The 20,912-nt window shown below is 70.0% G+C and carries 19 protein-coding genes; 11 read left to right on the top strand and 8 right to left on the bottom strand.

What is annotated here, in order from left to right; genetic code table 11:
• Positions 1-79: 79 nt before the first annotated feature.
• Positions 80-1,564 carry a DUF222 domain-containing protein gene (locus QM611_RS00200; RefSeq protein ID WP_415077850.1) on the bottom strand — a complete coding sequence of 495 codons (1,485 nt, stop codon included), beginning with the start codon at positions 1,562-1,564 and terminating at the stop codon, positions 80-82.
• Between the two features lie 177 nt (positions 1,565-1,741).
• On the opposite strand from QM611_RS00200, the gene QM611_RS00195 reads away from it, so the two are divergent.
• Entirely contained in the window at positions 1,742-2,926 is a 1,185-nt protein-coding gene (locus QM611_RS00195; RefSeq protein ID WP_415077849.1) for a MarP family serine protease, read from the top strand.
• An 11-nt stretch (positions 2,927-2,937) separates the two neighbouring features.
• Here the strand turns inward: QM611_RS00195 and QM611_RS00190 are convergent, their stop codons facing one another.
• The 3 genes from QM611_RS00190 to QM611_RS00180 all read right to left on the bottom strand — a co-directional run bounded on the left by QM611_RS00190 (position 2,938) and on the right by QM611_RS00180 (position 6,206).
• A complete protein-coding gene (locus tag QM611_RS00190; RefSeq protein WP_415077848.1) occupies positions 2,938-3,888 on the bottom strand; it encodes a sugar phosphate isomerase/epimerase family protein in 951 nt (316 codons plus the stop codon).
• Position 3,889: 1 nt separating this feature from the next.
• The gene (locus QM611_RS00185; protein ID WP_415077847.1) at positions 3,890-4,843 is read right to left on the bottom strand and encodes a sugar phosphate isomerase/epimerase family protein; all 954 of its coding nucleotides are present in this window, start codon (positions 4,841-4,843) and stop codon (positions 3,890-3,892) included.
• Between the two features lie 124 nt (positions 4,844-4,967).
• Positions 4,968-6,206: an ROK family protein gene (locus QM611_RS00180; RefSeq protein WP_415077846.1), complete on the bottom strand. Its 1,239-nt coding sequence runs from the start codon at positions 6,204-6,206 to the stop codon at positions 4,968-4,970.
• A gap of 138 nt (positions 6,207-6,344) precedes the next feature.
• Between QM611_RS00180 and QM611_RS00175 the strand changes: the two genes are divergently transcribed.
• From QM611_RS00175 to QM611_RS00140, 8 genes are read left to right on the top strand one after another with little or no spacing between them, the layout of a single operon-like run.
• Positions 6,345-7,637 (top strand): ABC transporter substrate-binding protein, encoded by a 1,293-nt coding sequence (locus QM611_RS00175; RefSeq protein ID WP_415077844.1) that lies wholly within the window; start codon positions 6,345-6,347, stop codon positions 7,635-7,637.
• 58 nt (positions 7,638-7,695) lie between these two features.
• Complete coding sequence (locus QM611_RS00170; RefSeq protein WP_415077843.1) at positions 7,696-8,631, top strand: carbohydrate ABC transporter permease; 936 nt, start codon at positions 7,696-7,698, stop codon at positions 8,629-8,631.
• On the top strand, positions 8,631-9,491 hold the full coding sequence (locus QM611_RS00165; RefSeq protein ID WP_415077842.1) for a carbohydrate ABC transporter permease: 861 nt from the start codon (positions 8,631-8,633) through the stop codon (positions 9,489-9,491). The genes QM611_RS00170 and QM611_RS00165 overlap by 1 nt, the downstream gene beginning before the upstream one ends.
• 31 nt (positions 9,492-9,522) lie before the next feature.
• Entirely contained in the window at positions 9,523-10,335 is an 813-nt protein-coding gene (locus QM611_RS00160) for a sugar phosphate isomerase/epimerase family protein (RefSeq protein WP_415077841.1), read from the top strand.
• On the top strand, positions 10,335-11,462 hold the full coding sequence (locus tag QM611_RS00155; protein ID WP_415077840.1) for a Gfo/Idh/MocA family protein: 1,128 nt from the start codon (positions 10,335-10,337) through the stop codon (positions 11,460-11,462). Before QM611_RS00160 ends, QM611_RS00155 begins: the two co-directional genes overlap by 1 nt.
• Positions 11,459-12,535, top strand: coding sequence for a Gfo/Idh/MocA family protein (locus tag QM611_RS00150; RefSeq protein ID WP_415077838.1), 1,077 nt, complete (start codon positions 11,459-11,461; stop codon positions 12,533-12,535). Before QM611_RS00155 ends, QM611_RS00150 begins: the two co-directional genes overlap by 4 nt.
• 11 nt (positions 12,536-12,546) lie before the next feature.
• Positions 12,547-13,554: a sugar phosphate isomerase/epimerase family protein gene (locus tag QM611_RS00145; RefSeq protein ID WP_415077837.1), complete on the top strand. Its 1,008-nt coding sequence runs from the start codon at positions 12,547-12,549 to the stop codon at positions 13,552-13,554.
• A gap of 5 nt (positions 13,555-13,559) precedes the next feature.
• A complete protein-coding gene (locus tag QM611_RS00140) occupies positions 13,560-15,146 on the top strand; it encodes an amidohydrolase (RefSeq protein ID WP_415077836.1) in 1,587 nt (528 codons plus the stop codon).
• Here the strand turns inward: QM611_RS00140 and QM611_RS00135 are convergent.
• Positions 15,143-15,796, bottom strand: a complete 654-nt coding sequence (locus QM611_RS00135; protein WP_415077835.1) for a LysE/ArgO family amino acid transporter — start codon at positions 15,794-15,796, stop codon at positions 15,143-15,145. The genes QM611_RS00140 and QM611_RS00135 overlap by 4 nt on opposite strands.
• A 26-nt stretch (positions 15,797-15,822) precedes the next feature.
• Between QM611_RS00135 and QM611_RS00130 the strand changes: the two genes are divergently transcribed.
• A complete protein-coding gene (locus tag QM611_RS00130) occupies positions 15,823-16,782 on the top strand; it encodes a LysR family transcriptional regulator ArgP (protein ID WP_415077834.1) in 960 nt (319 codons plus the stop codon).
• Here QM611_RS00130 and QM611_RS00125 read toward each other — a convergent pair.
• The 3 genes from QM611_RS00125 to QM611_RS00115 all read right to left on the bottom strand — a co-directional run bounded on the left by QM611_RS00125 (position 16,745) and on the right by QM611_RS00115 (position 19,609).
• Positions 16,745-17,221: a MarR family winged helix-turn-helix transcriptional regulator gene (locus tag QM611_RS00125; protein ID WP_415077833.1), complete on the bottom strand. Its 477-nt coding sequence runs from the start codon at positions 17,219-17,221 to the stop codon at positions 16,745-16,747. The two genes, QM611_RS00130 and QM611_RS00125, sit on opposite strands and share 38 nt — an antisense overlap.
• A complete protein-coding gene (locus QM611_RS00120) occupies positions 17,202-18,872 on the bottom strand; it encodes an MDR family MFS transporter (RefSeq protein WP_415077832.1) in 1,671 nt (556 codons plus the stop codon). The genes QM611_RS00125 and QM611_RS00120 overlap by 20 nt, the downstream gene beginning before the upstream one ends.
• 80 nt (positions 18,873-18,952) lie before the next feature.
• The gene (locus QM611_RS00115; RefSeq protein WP_415077831.1) at positions 18,953-19,609 is read right to left on the bottom strand and encodes a YqaJ viral recombinase family protein; all 657 of its coding nucleotides are present in this window, start codon (positions 19,607-19,609) and stop codon (positions 18,953-18,955) included.
• A 356-nt stretch (positions 19,610-19,965) separates the two neighbouring features.
• On the opposite strand from QM611_RS00115, the gene QM611_RS00110 reads away from it, so the two are divergent.
• Positions 19,966-20,853: a hypothetical protein gene (locus QM611_RS00110; RefSeq protein WP_415077830.1), complete on the top strand. Its 888-nt coding sequence runs from the start codon at positions 19,966-19,968 to the stop codon at positions 20,851-20,853.
• Positions 20,854-20,912 lie beyond the last annotated feature (59 nt).

The raw sequence follows: 20,912 nt of genomic DNA, 5'->3' as shown, positions 1-20,912 counted from the left end.
CCCCTCCCGTGTTCATGCTGCAGCCCCGCGCGCTACGACCCCGCGCTACGACGCCGCGCCACGGCCCCGCGCCGGGGGCTCACGCCGCGACGCGCCAGCTCCCGCGTTTCGGCGGCGGATCCCACATCCATCGCAGGGGCGACTTCGACCGGAGCGGGAGGGGCTCGCCGCCCGCGCCCGGTGGCGCGTGGAGGAGGAACGGCCCGTCTTTGTCGCGCGTGATCCGCCACCCCGCGTTGTGCAGGTGGAGGTGGTGGTACCTGCACAGCAGCACGCCTCTGTCGCAGTCGGTTCTGCCGCCGTCCTCCCAGTGGTCGCAATGGTGCGACTCGCAGTAGCCGGGCGGGCGGTCGCATCCCGGCCACAGGCATCCACCGTCGCGCACCGCGAGGGCGAGCTTCTGTTTCGGCGTGAACAGCCGCTGCTCGCGGCCGACGTCGAGCGGGTTTCCGCACGTGTCAACGGTCACCTCCACGATGCCCGTTGCGCACAGCGCCCGCTCCAGCACCGGTCCGGGGACGACAAGCACGCCGTCCTCGCTGTGCCCGGTAGCCACCAGGCGGCCGAACGCGTCGCGGTGGGCCGAATCTCCGGTGACGGCGTCTTTGACGGCGACCAGCCGGACTCCGGCCTCCCTCGCCCCGTACACGTCTTTGGCTCCGGCGAGCGCGCCCGCCCGGAAGACGTCCATGAACAGGTCGTATGCAAGCTGTTCGTTCGTCCGCGGGTCTTTCACGAGGTCGTCGGCGGCCTGCTTCTCGTCCGCGGCGACGAACCTCGGCCCGCCGCGGCGGGGCGCCAGCGCGGTCGCAATCAGCCCGTCCGCCCACGCGCCGGCCTCGTCGTCGAAGGTGATCCGCGCCTGTCGCAGTCCGTCTGGGGTTGTCCACGACCGGTACGCGCGCTGCGCGAACCGCGTCTGGTACCGCTCTCCGGCGCCCGCGGGGTCGAGCATGTCCCGCACCGTCCGCGCCCGCGCGCCGAGGTCTTCCACGGTGCACCCCGCGGCCTCCCGCGCCAGCTCCGCCGCGGCCGCCCGCCACGCCTCGACCACGTCGTCGGCGCCGCGGCCGTCGATGGTCGGCGGCTCGCCGAGCCCGGCCCGGATCGCGTGGTGCTGCGCCGTCGTGATGGCGCCGGCCAGCGTCGCGTCTTGCAACGGCTGGTGCCACGGCGCGAACGTCGGCGCGGCATCGTCCGCGGCATCGGCTCCGTCTCCCCTCCCCTCGACCAGTGCTTGGCCGACCTTGACGGCGCGGATCGCCTCGCTGCGGGTCGCGCTGGTGAGACCGCGGATGAGCTCGACGGCGTTGCGGTGGCCCGTCTGCTGCACGAGCCCGCCATGCCCGCGCTCTCGCGAAGACCGGGAGGCCGCGATGCCGGCCAGCACCGATTGCAGAACCGTGGCCTGCCGGATCAGCCCGGTCACATCCCCCAGCGCGTCGCGCACCGAGCGGTCGCTCAGCCGCATTGCCGAGGCGGGCAATGACACGGCGTCCACGTCGAGTTCCTCGAACACGGCGAGGCGATTCGCCGAGTCGATGATATCTTCGAGGAAACTCATGATTCGAGTATCGCAGACCCTTCCGACATCCATCTCTTGGGCATCGCGATTGTGGATAACTGTGGAACTCGGCGATGGACAAATATACGACTCCAGGCTGACTCTCGGGGTCTGCATAAGAACGCGTGGTTGTCTTGACGGCTCGCGGCTGTGCCCACGCCGCGGGAGGAAGGCAGTGTGCTGGTCTTGGTCGACGTCCTCGTCGTGATCCTGCTGGTGCTCGCGTTGGCCGCCGGCCTGCGCGCGGGGTTCTTCTCCGTGCTGGGCGCCTTTTGCGGACTCGTCGCCGGCGGTGTCGCTGCGCTCTGGGTGCTCCCCCTCGTGTCAGGGCTCGTCTCCGACCCGGCGTGGCACGGCCTCGCGGTCGTCGTCAGCGCCATCGGCCTGCTCGCCGTGGGGACGACCGTCGGCACCGTCGTCGGGGGACTCCTTCGGCGTGGCGCCGACAAACTGCGGCTTCGCCTCGTGGAGCGGCTGCTCGGCGGAGGGCTCGCGGTGGTGGCGGCGGCGCTCGCGCTCTCGCTCACCGGGGCCGGCATCGTGTCGGCAGGCATCCCCGGACTGTCGTCGCTCGCATCGTCGTCCACCGTGCTGCGCGCGATCGACCGGTTCACGCCGACGCCGCTCACCGACGCGGTCGCCCGCTGGCACGCCGCCGTGCTGGGCGACACGGTGCTGCCGGCGCTGGACGGGCTGCTCGAGCAGAGCGGCCTCGCGTCCACGCCCGACCTCGACGCGATCGACACCGACGACCCGAAACTGCTTGCCGCCGGTGCGTCTGTCGCGCGCGTCTCGGGCGTCGCCTACGGCTGCGGGACGACCTCGACCGGATCGGGCTTCGTCGTCGCCTCGAACCGCGTCGTCACCAACGCGCACGTCGTCGCGGGTGTGGACACGCCGGTGGTCGAGTTGCCGAACGAGCCGGCGCGCGACGGGCGCGTCGTCTACTTCGACCCGGTCGACGACATCGCCGTGATCGCCGTCGATGTGGATGCCGCACCGCTCGAGTTGGCCAAGACCCTCGACGCCGGCTCGCCCGCCGTCGTGCAGGGGTATCCGTATGGCGGCTCGTTTCGCACGGTCGCCGCCGGGGTCACCTGGACAGGGCGCAGCGTGGTCGACGACATCTACGGCGAGCGGGGCGAGCAGCGCGCGGTCTACGCACTGGACGCCGAAGTGAACCCGGGCAATTCCGGCGGCCCGGTCCTCACCACCGACGGTGACGTCGCGGGGGTGGTGTTCGCCAAAGACAGCGTTCGGGCGCACGTGGGCTACGCCATGACCACCGCCGAGTTGCGTCCAGTCGTTGCAGCTCTCGATGACGCGACCCAGCGCGTGTCCACCGGCGCGTGCCTGAGCTGATCGCCGTTACGTCACGGCGCCCGCGAGAACAGCGTGGCGAGGTGACCGCGCGCGCTGCTCAGATGCTGTTCCGCTTCGATGTCGTTGAGCCACGTGCACGTGACATCGCCGTCGAAGCCGATCTCGGCGAGCGCCTCCGCGATGCCCGTGTAATCGAGCGTGCCGCTACCCGGGGGGAGGTTGTAGCACGCGAGCCCGTCGCCGTCGGCGACGCGAAGGTGGCTGACGCGCCCCTTCAGCTTGCGGATCGACCACGGCACGAGCTCACGCTGTAAGAACGACTGCGCGACGTTCAGGCTCGCGACGAGGTGCGGTGAGGGGATGCGATCGAACACCCGCAGCAGCGTGTCGGTGTGCGGAACGAGCGTGCCGTACTGGTTCTCGAGCTCGACGGCCAGCCCGCGATCGGCCGCCGCCTCCACGACCTCGGCGAGCCGGTCGGTGAAGCGCTCGAACTCCGCCGACCAATCGACATCGTCGGGCACTCCGATGCGGAACTTCGTCTCGTAGCGCCAGTCGGGCTGGTAGTCCGCCTCGTCGTACCCCGGCCCCGGCATGTCGGGCACGTTGATGTAGAAGTACTCGGGCGGAGTGAGAGTGGGCGTCTTAATGCCTGCCGGCCACGGCGCCCGCAGGGTGATGCGTGGAGAGCCCACGGCGACGGCGAGGTCGAGGACCTCGACCAGCGCCGCCGCGCCGTCCGCCGCCGCGGCGGCGCTGGCGAGCAACCCGCGCGAGAGCGGCTCGAACACCGCCAGACGTGCGATCGAGAGGCCGTGGCGGAGGGCCGAAGCGCGTAGCGCCGGCACGTCGGCGGCGAACGCGACCGCGTCGGCCGGGCTCAGCACGGGCAATTCGACCGCGTCGAAGCCGAGGCGTGCGATCGTCGCAAACACTTCGTCGCCACGATCGTTGTACGGGGGCGGAACGAGAGTCCAACTGGAGCACGCGTAAGCGGTCATATCAGGCCGCCTTCGCCGCTTCGTCGGCGAGCTCTCGCAGGAGCGAGAGCGCCCGCTCCGCGTTCGCTCGCGCCCGAGAGTCATGTGCCCATTCGATCGACACGGTGCCGTCGTAGCCGATGATTCGCAGCGCGCGGAACACCTCGACCCAGTCCGTGGCGCCCTGGCCGACCGGCAGGTTGTAGGCAGCGAGCCCGTCCCCGTCGCGGACGTGCACGTGCAGCAGCCGGGCGCCGAGCTTGCGGATCGCGGTCGGCACGTGCTCGCGTTGCACGAACGCCCACACGGTGTCGAGGTTGACGCCGAGGTTCGGGCGGTCAGCGTGCTCCATGAGCCGCAACAGTGACTCGGTGTGCGGAGTCATGGTGTTGGCGTGGTTCTCGATGGCGAGCTCGAGACCGTGGTCCGCCGCGATGTCCGAGACGGTCTGGACCGCGTCGACATGACTCTGCCAGTACGCCTCCGCGTCGAATGGGCGGGGGAAGTCGACCCGCAGCTTGGTCTGGAAGCCTCGCAGGATGCGCAGCCGTGGGTCCACGCCAGGGACGTTGATGTAGTAGTACTCCGGCAGGTACGGGTTGGGCGAGGTGACGACCTCCGGCCAGGGCGACACGAAGTTCACGAGCGAGCAGTCGAGCTGCCGCGCGATGCCGCAGCCGGCCTTGAACGCCTCCATCGAGCGGGATCGCTCCTCGGGGACGAGGCTCGCGAGACCCGACATCACGTTCTGGAACATCGCGAACTGCGACAGCTCCAGGCCGTTGCGCTTCAGCAGCTCTCCGATGGCGCGCGGCCGGTCTCCCGACCAGTAGCCGTCGATGTCGTCGAAGTCGCGCAGAATCAGCTCTGTGCGGTCGAAACCGAGCTCGCCCACGATGCCGATGGCTTCTTCGTAGGGCGGATTGTGCGCCGGCTCCGTGAACGTCCACACCGCACAGCCGATCGTGATGGCCAACTGCTGCTCCCCGTCGTCTCGTGATCACTCGACGCGACACCCGTCGAGTGGATTCGCGCCATTGCGAGGCTAGGGGCGAGGTTAATGGTGTACAAGGACGTTTTAGCGACCGAAACAGTTGTATTTACGTTCCGGCCGACTCGAACGCCGACGGAGCGAGCGCGCTCTCGATTCCCATCACAGCGGCTCCGGCGAGAGCGGCTCGCGTGTCGAGCACCGAGTTGACGATCTGCAGATTGCGTGTCGCGAGCGGCTGCGCCCTGCCGTAGACGATGGATCGGATGCCGGAGAGGAATGCGTCGGACGAAGACGTGAGCACTCCGCGCAGACTGACGCGCGCAGGATTCAGGACGTGCAGTAGCAAGGCCACTGCCTCGCCCACGTGCGCTGCCGCAGCCTCCACGAGGGCCATCGCCGCCGTGTCCTCGTGCTCGATCCGCACGCGCAGCAGATCCAGGTCTGCGGCGGAGAGGCTTTCTGGGGCGCGGTCGAGAAGGGATGCCACAAGCGAAACCGCGGACGAGGTTGCTTCGAGGCATCCCACATTCCCGCACGGGCACCGCACCGCGGGCGCGTCCCGTGGCCTGAGGTGTCCGAAGTCCGCCGCGCCGCCCGCCATGCCGCGGTGCAGCGTGCCGTCGCCGAGGATGATGCCGCCGTCCAGCCGTGCGTCGGCGTCGATGTAGATCAGCGGCCACGAACTGGGCCCGAGGGCGCGCGCCTCGCCGAGCGCCCGCAGGTTGACGACATTCTCGAGCGACATCGGGACGCCGATGCGCTCCTCGAGCTCGTCGACGACGCGGTAGGCGTGCCATCCCGGCATCCGCCACGGGCGGATGGGGATGCCCTCACGGACGTCGACCGGCCCCGGCACGCCGATGATGCCGAGGTGCACGCTCGCCCGTGGGGTCCCCAACTCGTCAAGCAGCGCGTTCGCGGCGTCCGCGACGGTGTCGAGTGTCTCGCGAGGGCCGTCGAAAAGGCTCACCGCGTGCGCCGCCGTTGCGCGCAACGTCTGATTGAGGTCGAACACGCCCAGCGTGACGGCATACGCGTCCAGCTCGATGCCCAGCACTAGTGCGCGCTGCGGCGACAGTACGAGTCGCTCTGCCGGCCGTCCGCGCCCTGGCGCGTGGCGCAGCCCGTCGTACACGAGCGTCCCGTCGCGCAGCAGGCGATCCACCGCGGTGGAGACCGTGGTGCGCGGCACGCCGGTCACGCTCACGAGGTCCGCCTTGCTCACTGCCTGGCGTGACGCGATGAGGCGGCACAGGGCGCTGAGCAGCTGCGGCGTGCTGTTCACGTGCCCGAGCGGCCCCGTCGCGAGATGGAGTGGCGGCCAGGATGGCTGTTCCGACGACATGGTCTCCGCTCCTCGCGCGATACTCGCAAAATTATACCGAGATTGAACTTTATTATGACCTTGAACGGTGCTTTTCGGCGTAGCTACCGTGAGTCCGCGCGCAGGTCGCGTGCCTGCATCAAGTGTCGGAGGAGAGAAATGTTCGCAAAGAAGCGAAAGGTCGCAGTCGGCTCCATCGCCGTCGCGGGGGTTCTCGCGGTGACGGGCTGCAGCGGGGGGACAACCGCCGCGCCGACGGGGTCGAGCGAGGGAGACCGCGGCCCGATCACGATCGTCCAAGGAAAGGACTTGTCCGGGTTTTTGGACCAAACCCTCGCGGACTGGAACGAGGAGCACCCCGACGAGCAGGTCCGCCTGATCGAGTTGCCGGAGTCGGCGGATGCGCAGCGTGCCGCCATGGTCCAGAACGCGCAAACGAAGTCCGACGAGTACGACGTGCTCGCGCTGGACAACGTGCTCATCTCGGAGTTCGCCGCGAACCGTTGGATCGAGGAGCTGCCTGAGGACGAGTTCGATCTCGATGAGATGCTCCCGCCGGTGATTGAGACGGCGACCTACGCGGACAAGCTCTTCTCGATGCCGTTCCAGTCCGACGGAGGGATGCTCTACTACCGCACGGACCTGCTCGAGGCCGCCGGCATCGACGGGCCCCCGACCACGTGGGACGAGATGGCGGACGACTGCGAGAAGATCCTCGCGCTGCCGGAGGCGAAGGGCGTGAGCTGCTACACCGGGCAGTTCGAGAAGTACGAGGGCCTCACGGTGAACTTCACCGAGGCGGTCAACAGCGCGGGCGGCCACATCCTCGATGCCGACGGCAACCCCGACGTTGACAACGAGGGCGCCAAGGCCGGTCTCCAGCACCTCGTTGACTGGTTCGAGAACGGGCTGATCCCGGCCGATGCCATCACCTTCAAGGAGGAGGAGAGCCGTCGGGCGTTCCAAGCGGGCGAGCTCGTCTTCCACCGCCAGTGGCCGTACCAGTACGCGCTCGCCAACGCAGAGGACGGATCGTCGGAGGTCGCGGGCAAATTCGCGGTGGCGCCCCTGGCCGGTCTCGACGGCCCCGGAACGTCGACGCTCGGCGGACGCAACCTCGGTATCTCCGCGTTCTCGAAGCACAAGGCGACTGCGCTGGACTTCATCAAGTTCTACGCGGGATACGACCAGAATCGGCAGTTCCTCGATCTCACCGGCCAGGCGCCTGTCTACGCGGGCATCTATGACGACCCGGAGATGATCGAGAAGTACCCGTTCCTCCCTGTGTTGAAGGAGTCGATCCTTGGAGCCATCCCGCGCCCGAAGGTGGTGGCGTACGGTGACACCACCATGGCGATCCAGGATGCCGCCTACTCCGCCATCACGGGCAAGGCGACCGTCGATGAGGCGCTCGCGGCGCTGCAGCAGAAGCTGAGCTCCATCATCGAATAGGCAGAGACATGACGGGGGTCCGCGCGATGCGCGGACCCCCGTCGGGAGGACCAGGCAAGTGAGCGCGACGACTTCGGAACGTGTCACGCGCCGTCGCGGAGTCGGCGGCGACACGAGGCTGGCGTTCGGTTTCCTGTCTCCGACACTGCTGGTGCTGCTCGCCACCATCGGCCTGCCGATCGTGATGGCGATCCGGCAGTCGATGTTCGCGCAGTCGAGCAAACCAGGACCCGACGGGTTCATCCCGAAGGATGAGCAGTTCGTCGGGCTCGACAGCTACGCCAGCGCGCTGGTCGGCGAGAACGCCGGACGTTTCTGGAACGCGCTGGGCAACACCACCCTGTTCACTGTGGTGGGAGTGGGCATCGAGGTCGTGCTCGGCGTGTGCATGGCCCTGATCATGCACGGGGCGCTGCGCGGACGAGGACTCGTTCGCGCCAGCATTCTGGTCCCGTGGGCGATTCCGACCGCAGTCTCCGCCTTGCTGTGGCGGTGGATCTTTGATTCGAACGGCATCGCGAACACGCTGTTGAACACGCAAGTGCTGTGGGCGGCAGACGGCTGGGCGGCACGTTTCGCGGTGATCATCGCCGACACGTGGAAGACGGCGCCGTTCGTTGCCTTGCTCGTGCTGGCCGGTCTCCAGATGATCGACCAGCAACTGTACGAGGCCGCGCGCGTGGATGGGGCGTCCGGATGGCGGCAGTTCACCGCGATCACCCTGCCGTTGGCGCGGCCCGCGCTGCTGGTGGCCGTGCTGTTCCGGTTGATGGACAACCTGCGGATGTTCGACCTGCCCTACGTGTTGATCGGCTTGGGAAAACCGAGCGTGGAGACGCTGTCCATGCTGTCGTTCCTGGAGACCGGGAGCAATCGATTCGGACCTGCCGCCGCCTACGCGGTGCTGCTGTTCGTCTATGTGCTGTTTGTGGCGTTCGTTTTCGTGCGCGTGCTCGGCGCCGACCTCTTCGGCTCGAGGAGGAGGGACGAGTGATGGCCGTCGACACCCCCCAGCGCTACCGCGCACGCAGCGTGAGCGTGGCTCGAGCTGCCAAGGCGATGGGCATCGTCGCCGTGGTCGTGTACTGCCTGGCGCCGATGTACTGGATGGTCGTCTCGAGCTTGCGGCGCACGGCCGACATCTTCGACAACTCGTTCTTCCCGCAACCGCTGTCGCTCGAGAACTACGTGGACGTGTTCAACCCGGCGAACAACTTCGGGCGCGCGCTGCTGAACAGCTGCGTCGTCGCCGGCAGCGTCACGATTCTGACGCTCGTCATCTCGGTGCTCTCGTCCTATGCGCTGACCCGGTTCACGTTCCGCGGTCGAGGCTTCATCCTCGCGTTCATCATCACCGCCTCGATGTTCCCGGCGATTGCCCTCGTCGTTCCCCTGCTGCGCCTGTTCACCGACGTCGGCTGGATCAACACGTACCAGGCGATGATCGTCCCATCGATGTCGTTCAGCCTGCCGCTCGCGGTGTTCACGCTGACATCCTTCTTCCGCCAGATGCCGCTGGACCTCGAGCACGCGGCGATGCTGGACGGCTGCACTCGGACTCGGGCGTTCTTCAGCGTCGTGCTCCCGCTCGCGGCGCCCGCCGTCTTCACCACGGCCATCCTCGTGTTCATCGCGTCGTGGAACGAGTACATCATCGCCCTGGCGATGACGAACAAGCCCGATGTGCAGACGGCGACGGTTGCCGTTTCGTTCTTCACGGGCGCGACCGGCCGCGACACACCGTTCGGCACGCAGATGGCCGCGGGTGTGCTCTTGACTGTTCCGCTCCTGATCGCGGTGTTGCTCTTCCAGCGTCGGATCGTCGCCGGGCTCACCGCCGGAAGCATCAAGTGACCTCGCTGATCGCTGTGTAGTCTCGGTGTTTGTGACGACTCCTGTGCTCTCCCTCCAGCTCTACACGATTCGACCCGCACTGGAGGCCGATCAGCAGGGAGCACTGGAGCGCGTCAAGGCGCTCGGCATCGACAACGTCGAGGCCTTCGGGTTCGTCGGGCGGGCGGGAGAGCTGCGCGGAGCACTGGATTCCGCGGGGCTGACGGCGCGCAGCGGGCACGCGTCGTTCATCTCCGACGAGGTCCGCTTCGGCGGCCAGGTGATGCAGGTTCCCCCGTTCGAGCAGACGCTCGACGAGGCGGAGGCGCTCGGGCTCGAGTACCTCATCGACCCGATGACATCCCCCGACCACTGGGCGAGCCGAGACGGCGTCGCCGCTCTCGCGGAGCGGATGAACACCGCGGCGGCGCAGGCGGCGCAGCGCGGCATCCGCGTCGGCTACCACAACCACTCGCAGGAGTTCCACCACTCGTTCGACGGCGTCTGTGCCTACGAGGCTTTCGTCGCGCTGCTGGACGACAGCGTCGCGCTCGAGCTCGACGCGTACTGGGCGCAGGTCGGCGGACAAGACCTCACGGCGCTGTCCACGCGGCTGGGCGACCGGCTGAAGGCGCTGCACGTGAAGGACGGCACGGTCGGCGTCGATCCGTTCCGCACCGGCGAGTTCGACCCCGTCGCCCTCGGGCAGGTTCCGGCGGGGCTGGGCGAGGTCGCGCTGGATGCCGTGCTCAACGCCGCGACGGCGCTCGAGCTGGCGGTCGTCGAGTTCGACCACTACGAGGGCGACATCTTCGACGGCATCGCAGGGACGGTCGGCTACCTCGCCGAGCGCGGCATCCGCTGATGGCTGGCACAGGGCCCGTGGGCGTCGGCTTCATCGGCGCCGGGATGATCAGCAACGCGTACCTGGAGAACCTCACGAAGTTCCCCGACATCGACGTGGTGATCCTCGGCGACCTCGTGACCGACGTGGCGGCGTCGCGCGCCGAGCAGCACGGCGTGCCGCGCAGCGGCACCCCCGAAGACGTGCTTGCCCACCCCGACGTCGAGCTCGTCGTCAACCTGACGATCCCGGCCGCGCACGTGCCGGTGAGCCTCGCGGCCATCGCGGCGGGCAAGCACGTGTGGAGCGAGAAGCCGATCGGCGTCGACCGCGCCGGCGCGCGCGAGCTGCTGGAGGCCGCGGATGCCGCGGGCCTGCGCGTCGGCATCGCCCCCGACACGGTGCTCGGGCCCGGCGTGCAGACGGCCCGGCGCGCGATCGAGCGCGGCGACATCGGCGTTCCGCTGTCGGCCCAGACCGCCATGCAGTACATCGGGCCCGACACCTTCCACCCCAGCCCCGAGTTCCTGTTCTCGTCCGGCGGCGGACCCGTCCTCGACATGGGTCCGTACTACCTCACCACGCTCGTGGGCGTGTTCGGTCCCGTCGCCCGCGTCGCCGCGGTCGGCGGGAAGGGCCGCGCGTCGCGCACGATCCAGGTGGGCGACCGCGCCGGGGCCGAGTTCGACGTGGCGGTGCCCACCCTCGTGCAGGCGATCGCGCAGTTCGAGAACGGCGGCACGAGCCAGAGCGTGTTCAGCTGGGACTCGCCGCTCGCGCGCGTGGGCTTCGTGGAGATCACCGGCACCGAGGGCACGATGGCCATCCCCGACCCGAACTACTTCGGCGGCGACGTGCGCATCACCCGCACCGCCTCGAGAGGGAAGATCCTGGACCCGGCCGAATGGCACACCGTGGAGCCGGTGGGCGTGCTCGCCGGACGCGGCCTCGGCGTGCTCGATATGGCGCGCGCGATCCGCGGTGGCGGCGCGCACATCGCGACCGGCGAGCTCGGCTACCACGTGCTCGACACGCTGCTGTCGATCGAGGAGTCGGTGGGCGCGGGCGCGTTCGTCGACGTCGACAGCACGGTCGGCGACATCTCGCTCGTCCCCGAGGGCCGCGACCCGTTCGAGGCGACGCTATGACGGCGCTGCGCGCGGGGTTCCTCGGCGGCGGCTTCATGGCGACCGTGCACACGCGCGCAGCGCGCGCCGTCGGCGCCGAGCTGACGGCGCTGGCGAGTTCGTCGCCCGAGCGCGCCGTCGCGGCGGCGGCCTCGCTCGGCGTCGAGCGGGGCGCAGCCGACATCGCCGAGGCGATCGCGGCGGCAGACGTCGTGCACGTGTGCACGCCGAACACCGACCACGCCGCGCACGCGTCGGCCGCGATCGCCGCGGGCAAGCACGTGGTGTGCGAGAAGCCGCTGGCGACGACCGTTGCCGACGCTCGCTCGCTCGTCGACGCTCTGGATGCCGCGGGGCTCGTCGGCGCGGTGCCGTTCGTGTACCGCTACCACCCGATGGTCCGCGAGGCCAGGGCGCTCGTGGCCGCGGGCGAGCTCGGGGCCATCCTGAGCGTCGACGCCGCCTACCTGCAGGACTGGATGCTGCTGCCCACCGACGGCAACTGGCGAGCCACCGGCGAGGCCGGGGGCTCGTCTCGCGCGTTCGCCGACATCGGGTCGCACCTGTGCGACCTGCTCGAGTTCGTCACGGGCGACCGCATCGCGCGGCTGTCGGCCCGCACGCGCACGGTGTACGCCGAGCGCGGCGGCGTGCCCGTCGCCAACGAGGACATCGCGGCGCTCGTGGTCGAGTTCTCCGGTGGCGCGCTGGGCACGCTGCTCGTGTCGCAGATGGCGGCCGGCCGCAAGAACGGGCTCGTCTTCGAGCTGCACGGCGCCCGGCACGCCGTCCGGTTCGAGCAGGAGCGCCCGGACGAGCTGTGGATCGGCGGGCGCGAGGCATCCCAGCTCCGCCCGCGCGATCCTGTCACGCTCAGCCCCGACGCCGCCCGGCTGTCGATCGTGCCGTCTGGCCACCCGATGGGCTACCAAGACGCGTTCAACGCGTTCGTGCGCGACGCGTACGCCGCCGCCGCCGGCGGCGAGGAACCCGACGGCCTGCCCACGTTCCGCGACGGCCTGCGCGCGAGCCTGGTGACAGAGGCGGCGCTGCGCTCGGCCGCCGCCGGCGGCGACTGGGTCGAAGTGGGATAAGGAGAGAAACCATGGCACACCACCCCGTCACGCTGTTCACCGGCCAGTGGGCCGATTTGCCGTTCGAGGAGGTGGCCCGCCTCGCCGCGGAGTGGGGCTACGACGGCCTCGAGATCGCCGCGTCGGGCGACCATCTGGATCTCAAGCGCGCTGACGAGGACGACGCGTACGCGCGGTCGCGGCTGGAGGTGCTCGACCAGCACGGACTGAAGGTGTACGCGATCTCGAACCACCTCGCCGGCCAGGCAGTGTGCGACGATCCGATCGACTTCCGCCACCGGGCGATCGTGCGCGACTACGTGTGGGGCGACGGCGACGCTGAGGGCGTGCGCCAGCGCGCGGCGGAGGACATGAAGCGCGCTGCCCGGGTGGCGCGCAAGCTCGGCGTCGACACGGTCGTCGGCTTCACGGGGTCTGCGATCTGGCCGTACGTGGCGATGTTCCCGCCCGTGCCCGCGTCGGTGATCGAGGCCGGCTACGAGGACTTCGCGAACCGGTGGAACCCGATCCTCGACGTCTTCGACGCGGAGGGCGTGCGGTTCGCGCACGAGGTGCACCCGAACGAGATCGCGTACGACTACTGGACGAGCGTGCGCGCCCTGGAGGCGATCGACCATCGCGAGGCCTTCGGGTTCAACTGGGACCCGTCGCACATGATGTGGCAGAACATCGACCCGGTGGGCTTCATCTGGGACTTCCAGGACCGGATCTACCACGTCGACTGCAAAGACACGCGGATGCGGCCGCCGGGCGGCCGGGCGGGCGTGCTCGGGTCGCACTTGCCGTGGGGTGATCCTCGGCGCGGGTGGGATTTCGTCTCGACCGGGCACGGCGACGTGCCGTGGGAGGACGCGTTCCGCGCGCTCGACGCGATCGGCTACACCGGGCCGATCTCGATCGAGTGGGAGGATGCCGGCATGGACCGGCTGCACGGCGCGGCCCAGGCCGTGGAGTTCGTGCGGTCGCTGCTGTGGCCTCAGCCACAGGCATCCTTCGACGCAGCCTTCTCCGTCCAGTAGGCGGCATGAGGACAACGGTCGTCCGCGCCGCGCGGGTCGTCACGATGGACGGCGAGGATGTCGAGGCGATCGCGACCCTCGACGGATCGATCGTCGCGACAGGCGCGTTCGACGACCTTGTCGCCCGATTCGCCAGAGCCGAGGTCGTCGACTACGGCGACGCCACGATCCTGCCGGGCTTCAACGACGCGCACATGCACGTCACGATGATGGCGATGCAGCTGCAGGGTGTCGACCTCTCGCCCGAGCGGACGCCGTCAGCCGATGTGATGCGCGCGCGGCTGCGGGACGCCGCCGAGCACGCGGGGCCGGACGGCTGGGTGCGCGCCTCGCGCTACGACCAGACCGTCACGACGGGCGGCGACATCGTCGACCGCCACTGGATCGACGCCGTCGTGCCCGACAAGCCCGTCGTGGTCACGCACGTCGGCGCGCACTGGGGAGTCGTCAACACGAGGGCGCTCAAGCTCGCAGGCTTCGACCGGTCGACGGCAGACCCGCCGGGCGGCTCCTACGGACGCGACGCCGCGGGAGATCTGACCGGCTACCTCTCCGAACAGGCGCTCTTCGACTTCGCGTACCCGTCGCTGAGCCGGTTCCCCGCGCTGTGCCCGACGGTGGACGAGAGCTCCCTGCCGGCGCTCGACGAGGCGTTCCGCCTCCTGCTGGCGGCCGGCATCACCTCGATCGGCGACGCGATGATCGGACCCGCCGAGCTCGCGCTGCTCCAACTCGCGAAGGAGCAGGGCAGGCTGCCCGTGCGGGTCAACGCGCTCGTGGCCTTTCCGCACGTCGACGCGCTCGCGCGCGCCGGCATCCGCACCGGCTTCGGCGACGAGTGGCTGCGCATCGGGGGCGTCAAGGCGTTCGTCGACGGCGCCGTGGCCGGGCGCAGCTGCGCCGTCGCGGAGCCGTTCGAGGGCACGGACGACCGCGGCGTCATGACGACGGATGCCGCGGCCCTGCGCGAGCTTGCCGAGCGCGCCGACGCGGCCGGGCTCGCTCTCGCGGTCCACGCGAACGGAGAGCGCGCCATTGAGCTCGTGCTCGACGTCCTCGAATCGCTGCCGGCGCGCTCGTACCGCCACCGCATCGAGCACTGCTCGATCGTGACGCCCGGCATCCTGCGACGGATGGCGGCGCTCGGCGTGATCGCGGTGCCCTTCGCCGGCTATCCCCTCTACCGGGGCGACAACATCCTCGCGTGGTACGGCCACGAGCGCGCGGGCCGCATGTTCGCGCACCGGTCGTTCCTCGACGCGGGGATCACTGTCGCCGGGTCGTCCGACTACCCGTGCGGGCCGCTGCCGCCGCTCGCAGGCGTGCGCAGCATGGTCGAGCGGCGCAGCGCGTCGGGCGCGCCGGTCGGGCCCGGCCAGCGGGTGGGCCTGCGGGAGGCGCTTCGGATCTACACCGCGGGTTCGGCCGAGGCCTCGGGCGAGGGCGACCGCAAGGGGCGTCTGGCGCCGGGCCACGTGGCGGACTTCGTCGTGATCGCGGGCGACCTGTTCGCTCTCGATCAGACGCGGCTCGCCGACGCCGAGATCGTCGCGACGTGGGTGGGCGGCGTGCTCCGGCACGAGCGTCGCTAGTGCGGCAGCACCAGTGAGACGCCGAGGGCGACCATGACCACCGCGATGACGCCGTCGAGCACGCGCCAGGCGCGCGGCGTCGACAGCCAGCGCGAGAGGAACCGCGCGCCGAGCGCGAGGCCGAAGAACCACACGAGGCTCGCCGTGCACGCCCCGGCGGCGAACTCCCACCGCGCGTCGCCGTGCGTGGCGGCGACCGTGCCGAGCAAGAACACCGTGTCGAGATAGACGTGCGGGTTGAGCCACGTCAGCGCGAGGCACGTGAGCACGACCGGCAGCACGTTGGCGCGCGTCGCGATGGTGCCCGCCGCGGAAGCCGCGGACTCGCCGCCCGCCGAGGGCGCGGTCGCATCCAGCGCGACACCGCTCGGCCGCCACGCGCGGCGCGCGGCCAGCACTCCGTACGCCACGAGGAAAAGCGCCCCGGCCCAGCGCACGGCGTCGATGAGCCACGGCAGTGCCTGCAGCACGAGCCCGACCCCCGACACCCCGAGCACGATCAGCACCGCGTCGGACGCCGCGCAGATGCTCGCGACCAGCAGCACGCGCTCGCGCCGCAGGCCTTGGCGCAGCACGAAGAGGTTCTGCGCGCCGATCGCGACGATCAGCGAGAGGCCGAGGCCGAAGCCGGCGAGAGCGGAGACGAGCACGACTCCCACGCTAGGCAGGTGCCGCAATGCAGTACAGCTCAGGATTATTAACACGCATTAGCATTGCTTATGTGCGAATCCCGCCCGACCTGGCCGAGACCCTCGCGGCGATTGTCGACGAGGGAACGCTGGACGCCGCCGCCCGCCGCCTGCGCATCACCCCCAGCGCCGTCAGCCAACGCGTCAAGGTGCTCGAGGAGCAGACCGGCCGGGTGCTGCTCGTGCGGGCGAAGCCCGCGCGGCCCACCGACGCCGGCCGCGCCGTCGTCAAGCTCGCCCGCCAGCTCGCCTTGCTCGAGCACGACGCGGTCGTCGAGCTCGGCGCCGACGACGCGGCCGGGCGGTTCCGCATTCCGCTCGCGGTCAACGCCGACTCGCTCGCGACGTGGTTCCTCGCGCCGCTCGCCCGGCTGAGCCGGCGGCATCCCATCGTCTTCGACCTGCACCGCGACGACCAGGACTTCACCGCGGGCCTGCTCGAGTCGGGGACCGTCATGGGCGCGGTCACGTCGCGCGCGACGCCGGTGGCGGGATGCCGCGCGGTGCCGCTCGGCACGATGCGGTACGAGGCGGTCGCGACGCCCGAGTACGTCGCGGAGTGGATGCCGGACGGCCCGACGCCGACGGCGCTCGCCGGCGCCCCGCTCGTCGACTTCGACCGCCGCGACGACCTGCAAAGCGGATGGCTCTCCGCGAGGGGAGTGGACCCCGCCGCCCCGCCGCGGCACTACGTGCCCGCGTCCAGCGACTTCGCGCAGGCGGTCCGCCTCGGGCTCGGCTGGGCGCTGCTGCCCCGCTTCCAATCGGCAGACGCGCTCGCCGCCGGCGGGCTCGTCCCGCTCGGTGGCGACCCGGTCGACGTGCCGTTGCACTGGCAGCAGTGGAACCTGCGCTCCGAACTGCTCGACGCCGTCGCGACCGAGATCGTGGCCGAGGGCCGGCGCGTGCTCAGTCGTTCGGGGCCGGGTTCGGCGGCGCGCCACTGACGAGCGCCCGCAGCAGTCGCCTGAGCGTCTCGATGTCTGCCGTGTCCCACCCGTCGAGCGAGGCGACCAGCGGGTTTCTGCGGTCGGTGCGCACGACATCCATTCGCTCCAGGCCCTGTTCGGTCGGCGACAGCAGGCTCGACCGCCCGTCGCTCGGGTCGGGCACGCGCCGCACGAGGCCGAGCCGCTCCAGGTCTCGGACGGTGCGGCTCAACTGGCCCTTGTCCATCATGAGCTGCTCGGCTAGTGCCGACAGTGTCACCGCTTCCCGCCGCACGATGGTGGTGAACACCTTGTATGCCCCGGGAAGCATGCCGGGGCTCACGCGGGCCGCCTGCTCGCTGAGGAGCCGCCGGAAGTGGCCGACGAGCTCGTCGAACTCGGCTTCGAGCGCCCGCACCGCGTGCTCGCGGCCCGGGTCAGGAGTTCTCGCGGCCATCGTGATCGACCTGAGTTGTGGGAATGCTGCCGGTCGCGGTGAGCGCGTCCATGCCTTGTGCCGTCGACACGGTCGCAAGGTCCGCCTCCGCGGCCTGCATGCGCTCGCTCGTGGTCATGCGCGTGAGCGGCTTGTTCGGAAGGAACGCGATCGCGACCAGGCTCACGACCGCGAACGGCACGGCGATGAGGAACGAGTGTGAGATGCCCTGCGCGTAGATGTCCTCGAAGATCAGCCGCAGCGAGTCGGGCATCGCCGAGACCTGGGGGAGGGCTCCCGACTGCAGCCGCTGCGCCCACACCGGCGCGTCCGCGCCGAGCTCGGCGATCGCCCTGCCGATCTCCTCCTTGCTGCCGGCGACGAGCTCGACGACGCGGGAGGCCAGCGCGGCGCCCATCACCGACACCCCGACCGTGCCGCCCAGGCTGCGGAAGAACGTGATGCCCGAGCTGGCGACGCCGATCTCGGTCGGCTTCGACGTGTTCTGCACCACGAGCACGAGGTTCTGCATCGTCATGCCGACCCCCGCGCCGAGCAGGAACATGTAGAGCGAGACGAGTGCGAAGTTCGTGTCGTAGTGGATCGTTGACAGCAAGGACGAGCCGGCGATGAGCGACGCCGATCCCACGAGGAGGTACGGCTTCCAGCGCCCGTATTTCGTGATGAGGGCGCCGACACCGACCGACGAGACGAGCAGGCCGCCGATCATCGGGATGGTCATCAGGCCCGCCTCGGTCGGTGTGGCCCCGCGGGCCAACTGCATGTACTGGCTGAGGAACACCGACGCGCCGAACATCGCGATGCCCGTCGCGATCGACGCGAGCACCGCGAGCGTGAACGTTCGATTGCGGAACAGGCTGAGCGGGATCAGGGGCTCTTTCGACCGCAGCTCGACGATCACGAACAGGATGGCGGCCAGCGCCGCACCGCCGACCATGAGGGCGGTCGTCAGGCTCCACCATTCATAGTCGACACCGGCGTTCGTGACCCACACCAGCAGCAGTGACACCGAGATCGACAGCAGCACGATGCCGAGATAGTCGATCGACACCGTGCTGCGCGCGCGGGCGGGAACGCGCAGGGTCCGCTGCACGATGACGAGAGCCGCGATCGCAATGGGGAGCGCGACGAAGAAGTTCCAGCGCCATCCCCACGCGTCCGTGATGACGCCGCCCAGCAGGGGTCCGCCGATCGTGGCGACCGCCATCACCGCGCCGAACAGGCCCATGTAGCGTCCGCGCTCGCGCGGGCTGATGATGTCAGCCATGAGCACCTGGCTGAGGGCGGCGAGGCCCCCGGCGCCGAGGCCCTGCACCGCGCGCGAGGCGATGAGCATTGCGGGGTCTAGCGCGAAGCCCGCGGACGCCGAGGCGAGCACGAAGATCACGAGGGCGAGCTGGAACAGCAGCTTGCGGTTGAACAGATCGGCGAGCTTTCCCCAGATCGGAGTGGAGATCGCGGTCGTCAGCAGGGTGGCGGTGACGACCCACGTGAAGGCGGTCTGGTTGCCCTCGAGCTCGTGCACGATGACGGGCAGCGACGTCGAGACGACGGTCGAGGCGAGCATCGACACGAACATGCCGAGGAGGAGGCCCGAGAGCGCCTCGAGCACGTGCCGCTGGGTCATGCGCGGCGCGGTGGAAGTGGACATGGGTGTGCCTTCGCGAATTAGTTGAATCAGATCAACTATATGTCAATGGTTGACCCGCATCAACTATTCCCCGAGTCCCGTCAGTCCGAGAGCGCGAGCGAGCGGAAGGGGTGGCGTGGCGGGGCCGCGCTCCCGGCCCCAGAGCCTGTCGAAGGGCGTTGCGTCCGCCGATAAAGCTCGTCGATGAGCTCGGTGGCCAGGCGCACGAGCCCGCGGATCTCGTGCTCGTCGCGGTCGACCCACACGCAGCGTGGCTCGTCGCCGACGGGCACGAAGTCGTCGTGCTCCTCCCACGCCACGAGCGTGCGCTCCGCGCCGAGCACGTGCTGCTGCCACCACACCTGGCGCAAGTACGAGCGCGGGATGCTGCGCCACGGCTTCTTCGTGGTCTTGATCTCGGCGAGCACGACCCGCCCGTGCGCGTCGACGGCGAGCCCGTCGGGAGTCGCCAGATGGCGCTTTTCCACCACAGCGTGGAAGCACGCCGTCGAGGGCAGGATGCCGTGGGTCGCCGCGACCCAGCGGGCGATCTCGGGCTCGCGCAGCCGGCCGTGCGCCGTGTAGGCGTTGCCGGAAAAGCCGGTGCCCATGAGCTTCGCGTCGGCGGCGCGCGCGATGGCCCTGGGCGAGGTGAGGGATGCGACATCCGTCGCCGTGATGCCGCGCGAGCGCGCGCGCATCCACGCCACGCGGTCGCGCGAGTCGGCGACGATGCGCGCCGCGAGCTCAGGTGTCACGCTTCGAGCGTACGTCCCGCCCCCGCCCCTCACCCCCTCCCACTCCGCCGACCCCACCTGTTCCTCCCGACCCCGCCCCGAAGTCGCGCGGATTTCGGGGTGGGGTCGGGAGCAAGGGGTGGGGTCGAGATAGTCCACAGGCCCGGCGTGCGAGCGAGTTGTCCACCGATCGGGGGCTTGCGGCGTCCGCAAGGCAGCTGAGGGTGCACGCTCGTGGGATGAGACAGGCCTCCACCGCACAGCTGCGCGGCATGTTGCTGCGTCGTGGCGAGCTGCTGGAGAGCGGCCGCACCGCTCGTCAAATTGCCGCGGACGTCGAGGCGGGCGTGTTGCACCGGGTGCGTCGAGGCTGGTACATGCTCGCCGAGCAGTGGCGAGACCTGTGGGCCGAGTCCCGCCATCGCGCCCACGTGATCGCCGTGTCCAACGACGTCGCGCTGGGCCGCCCGGTGTTCTGCCTTGTGTCGGCGGCGGTGCTCCACAGGTATCCCCTTTACCGCGTCATGCCGCGGCGAGTGCACGTTGTCGTCGCAGACGCCGATCGACGAAGTGCTCCGGACGTCTTTCGACACGAGGGCAGCCTCGCCCCCACCGATGTGGTGGAGGTCGACGGCATCCTGTGCACTTCGCCTGAGCGCACCGTCCACGACCTCGCGCGGCTCGCCAGTGCCGAAGTCGCGCTCGCGTGCGCCGATGCCGCGCTGGGGGCCGTCGGCGGAGACGTACGCCACTTCGACGACGACGCCGTCGAGAGCCTGCGAGACAGCCTGCGCGCGCGTGCGAGCGTTCCCGCCGTCCGGGGCATCCGTCAGGCTCGCACCCTCGTGGAGCTTGCGGACGGTCGGGCCCAGCTTCCCCTGGAGTCGACGACCCGCTTGCAGCTGCTGCGCTTGGGATTTCGCCGCCCGCGGCTGCAGGTGCGTGTGCCCGCCCCCGAAGGCGGAAGCTACTGGCTCGATATAGAGATCGAGGAGGCGAACTCCTTCTATGAGTGCGATGGCGAGGCCAAGTATCTCGAGCCCGGTCTGCGCAACGGCCGAACGGCGGAGGAGGTTGTCATCGACGAGAAGCGGCGCGAAGACTGGGTGCGAGGCACGACCAATCGTCGAGTGCTGCGCGGCGGAAGCCGCGATGCGGTGTCGGCGGATGCTCTCGCCGCGCGGCTTTCCCGCTTCGGCGTCGTGCTGCCGCAGCGCCCACCCCACCCCTTCCTGCCGACCCGGCCGCTTATGTACGGAATCTAGAGGGTGGGCTCGGGCGCACAGGGTGGGCTCGGCGATCCGGGAGGGGGAGAGGGGGAGAG

Origin of the sequence: Microbacterium sp. (genome assembly GCF_047606685.1) — a bacterium.
GTDB lineage: Bacteria > Actinomycetota > Actinomycetes > Actinomycetales > Microbacteriaceae > Microbacterium.
This window is presented reverse-complemented; position numbering and strand designations above follow the sequence as displayed.

Coding starts and splice junctions, on each gene's coding strand:
- QM611_RS00130 (WP_415077834.1), top strand. CDS start 15,823: ATGCAGTACAGCTCAGGATTATTAACACGCATTAGCATTGCTTATGTG.
- QM611_RS00165 (WP_415077842.1), top strand. CDS start 8,631: ATGGCCGTCGACACCCCCCAGCGCTACCGCGCACGCAGCGTGAGCGTG.
- QM611_RS00120 (WP_415077832.1), bottom strand. CDS start 18,872: ATGTCCACTTCCACCGCGCCGCGCATGACCCAGCGGCACGTGCTCGAG.
- QM611_RS00110 (WP_415077830.1), top strand. CDS start 19,966: ATGCTCGCCGAGCAGTGGCGAGACCTGTGGGCCGAGTCCCGCCATCGC.
- QM611_RS00145 (WP_415077837.1), top strand. CDS start 12,547: ATGGCACACCACCCCGTCACGCTGTTCACCGGCCAGTGGGCCGATTTG.
- QM611_RS00125 (WP_415077833.1), bottom strand. CDS start 17,221: ATGGCCGCGAGAACTCCTGACCCGGGCCGCGAGCACGCGGTGCGGGCG.
- QM611_RS00150 (WP_415077838.1), top strand. CDS start 11,459: ATGACGGCGCTGCGCGCGGGGTTCCTCGGCGGCGGCTTCATGGCGACC.
- QM611_RS00190 (WP_415077848.1), bottom strand. CDS start 3,888: ATGACCGCTTACGCGTGCTCCAGTTGGACTCTCGTTCCGCCCCCGTAC.
- QM611_RS00200 (WP_415077850.1), bottom strand. CDS start 1,564: ATGAGTTTCCTCGAAGATATCATCGACTCGGCGAATCGCCTCGCCGTG.
- QM611_RS00140 (WP_415077836.1), top strand. CDS start 13,560: ATGAGGACAACGGTCGTCCGCGCCGCGCGGGTCGTCACGATGGACGGC.
- QM611_RS00180 (WP_415077846.1), bottom strand. CDS start 6,206: ATGTCGTCGGAACAGCCATCCTGGCCGCCACTCCATCTCGCGACGGGG.
- QM611_RS00175 (WP_415077844.1), top strand. CDS start 6,345: ATGTTCGCAAAGAAGCGAAAGGTCGCAGTCGGCTCCATCGCCGTCGCG.
- QM611_RS00155 (WP_415077840.1), top strand. CDS start 10,335: ATGGCTGGCACAGGGCCCGTGGGCGTCGGCTTCATCGGCGCCGGGATG.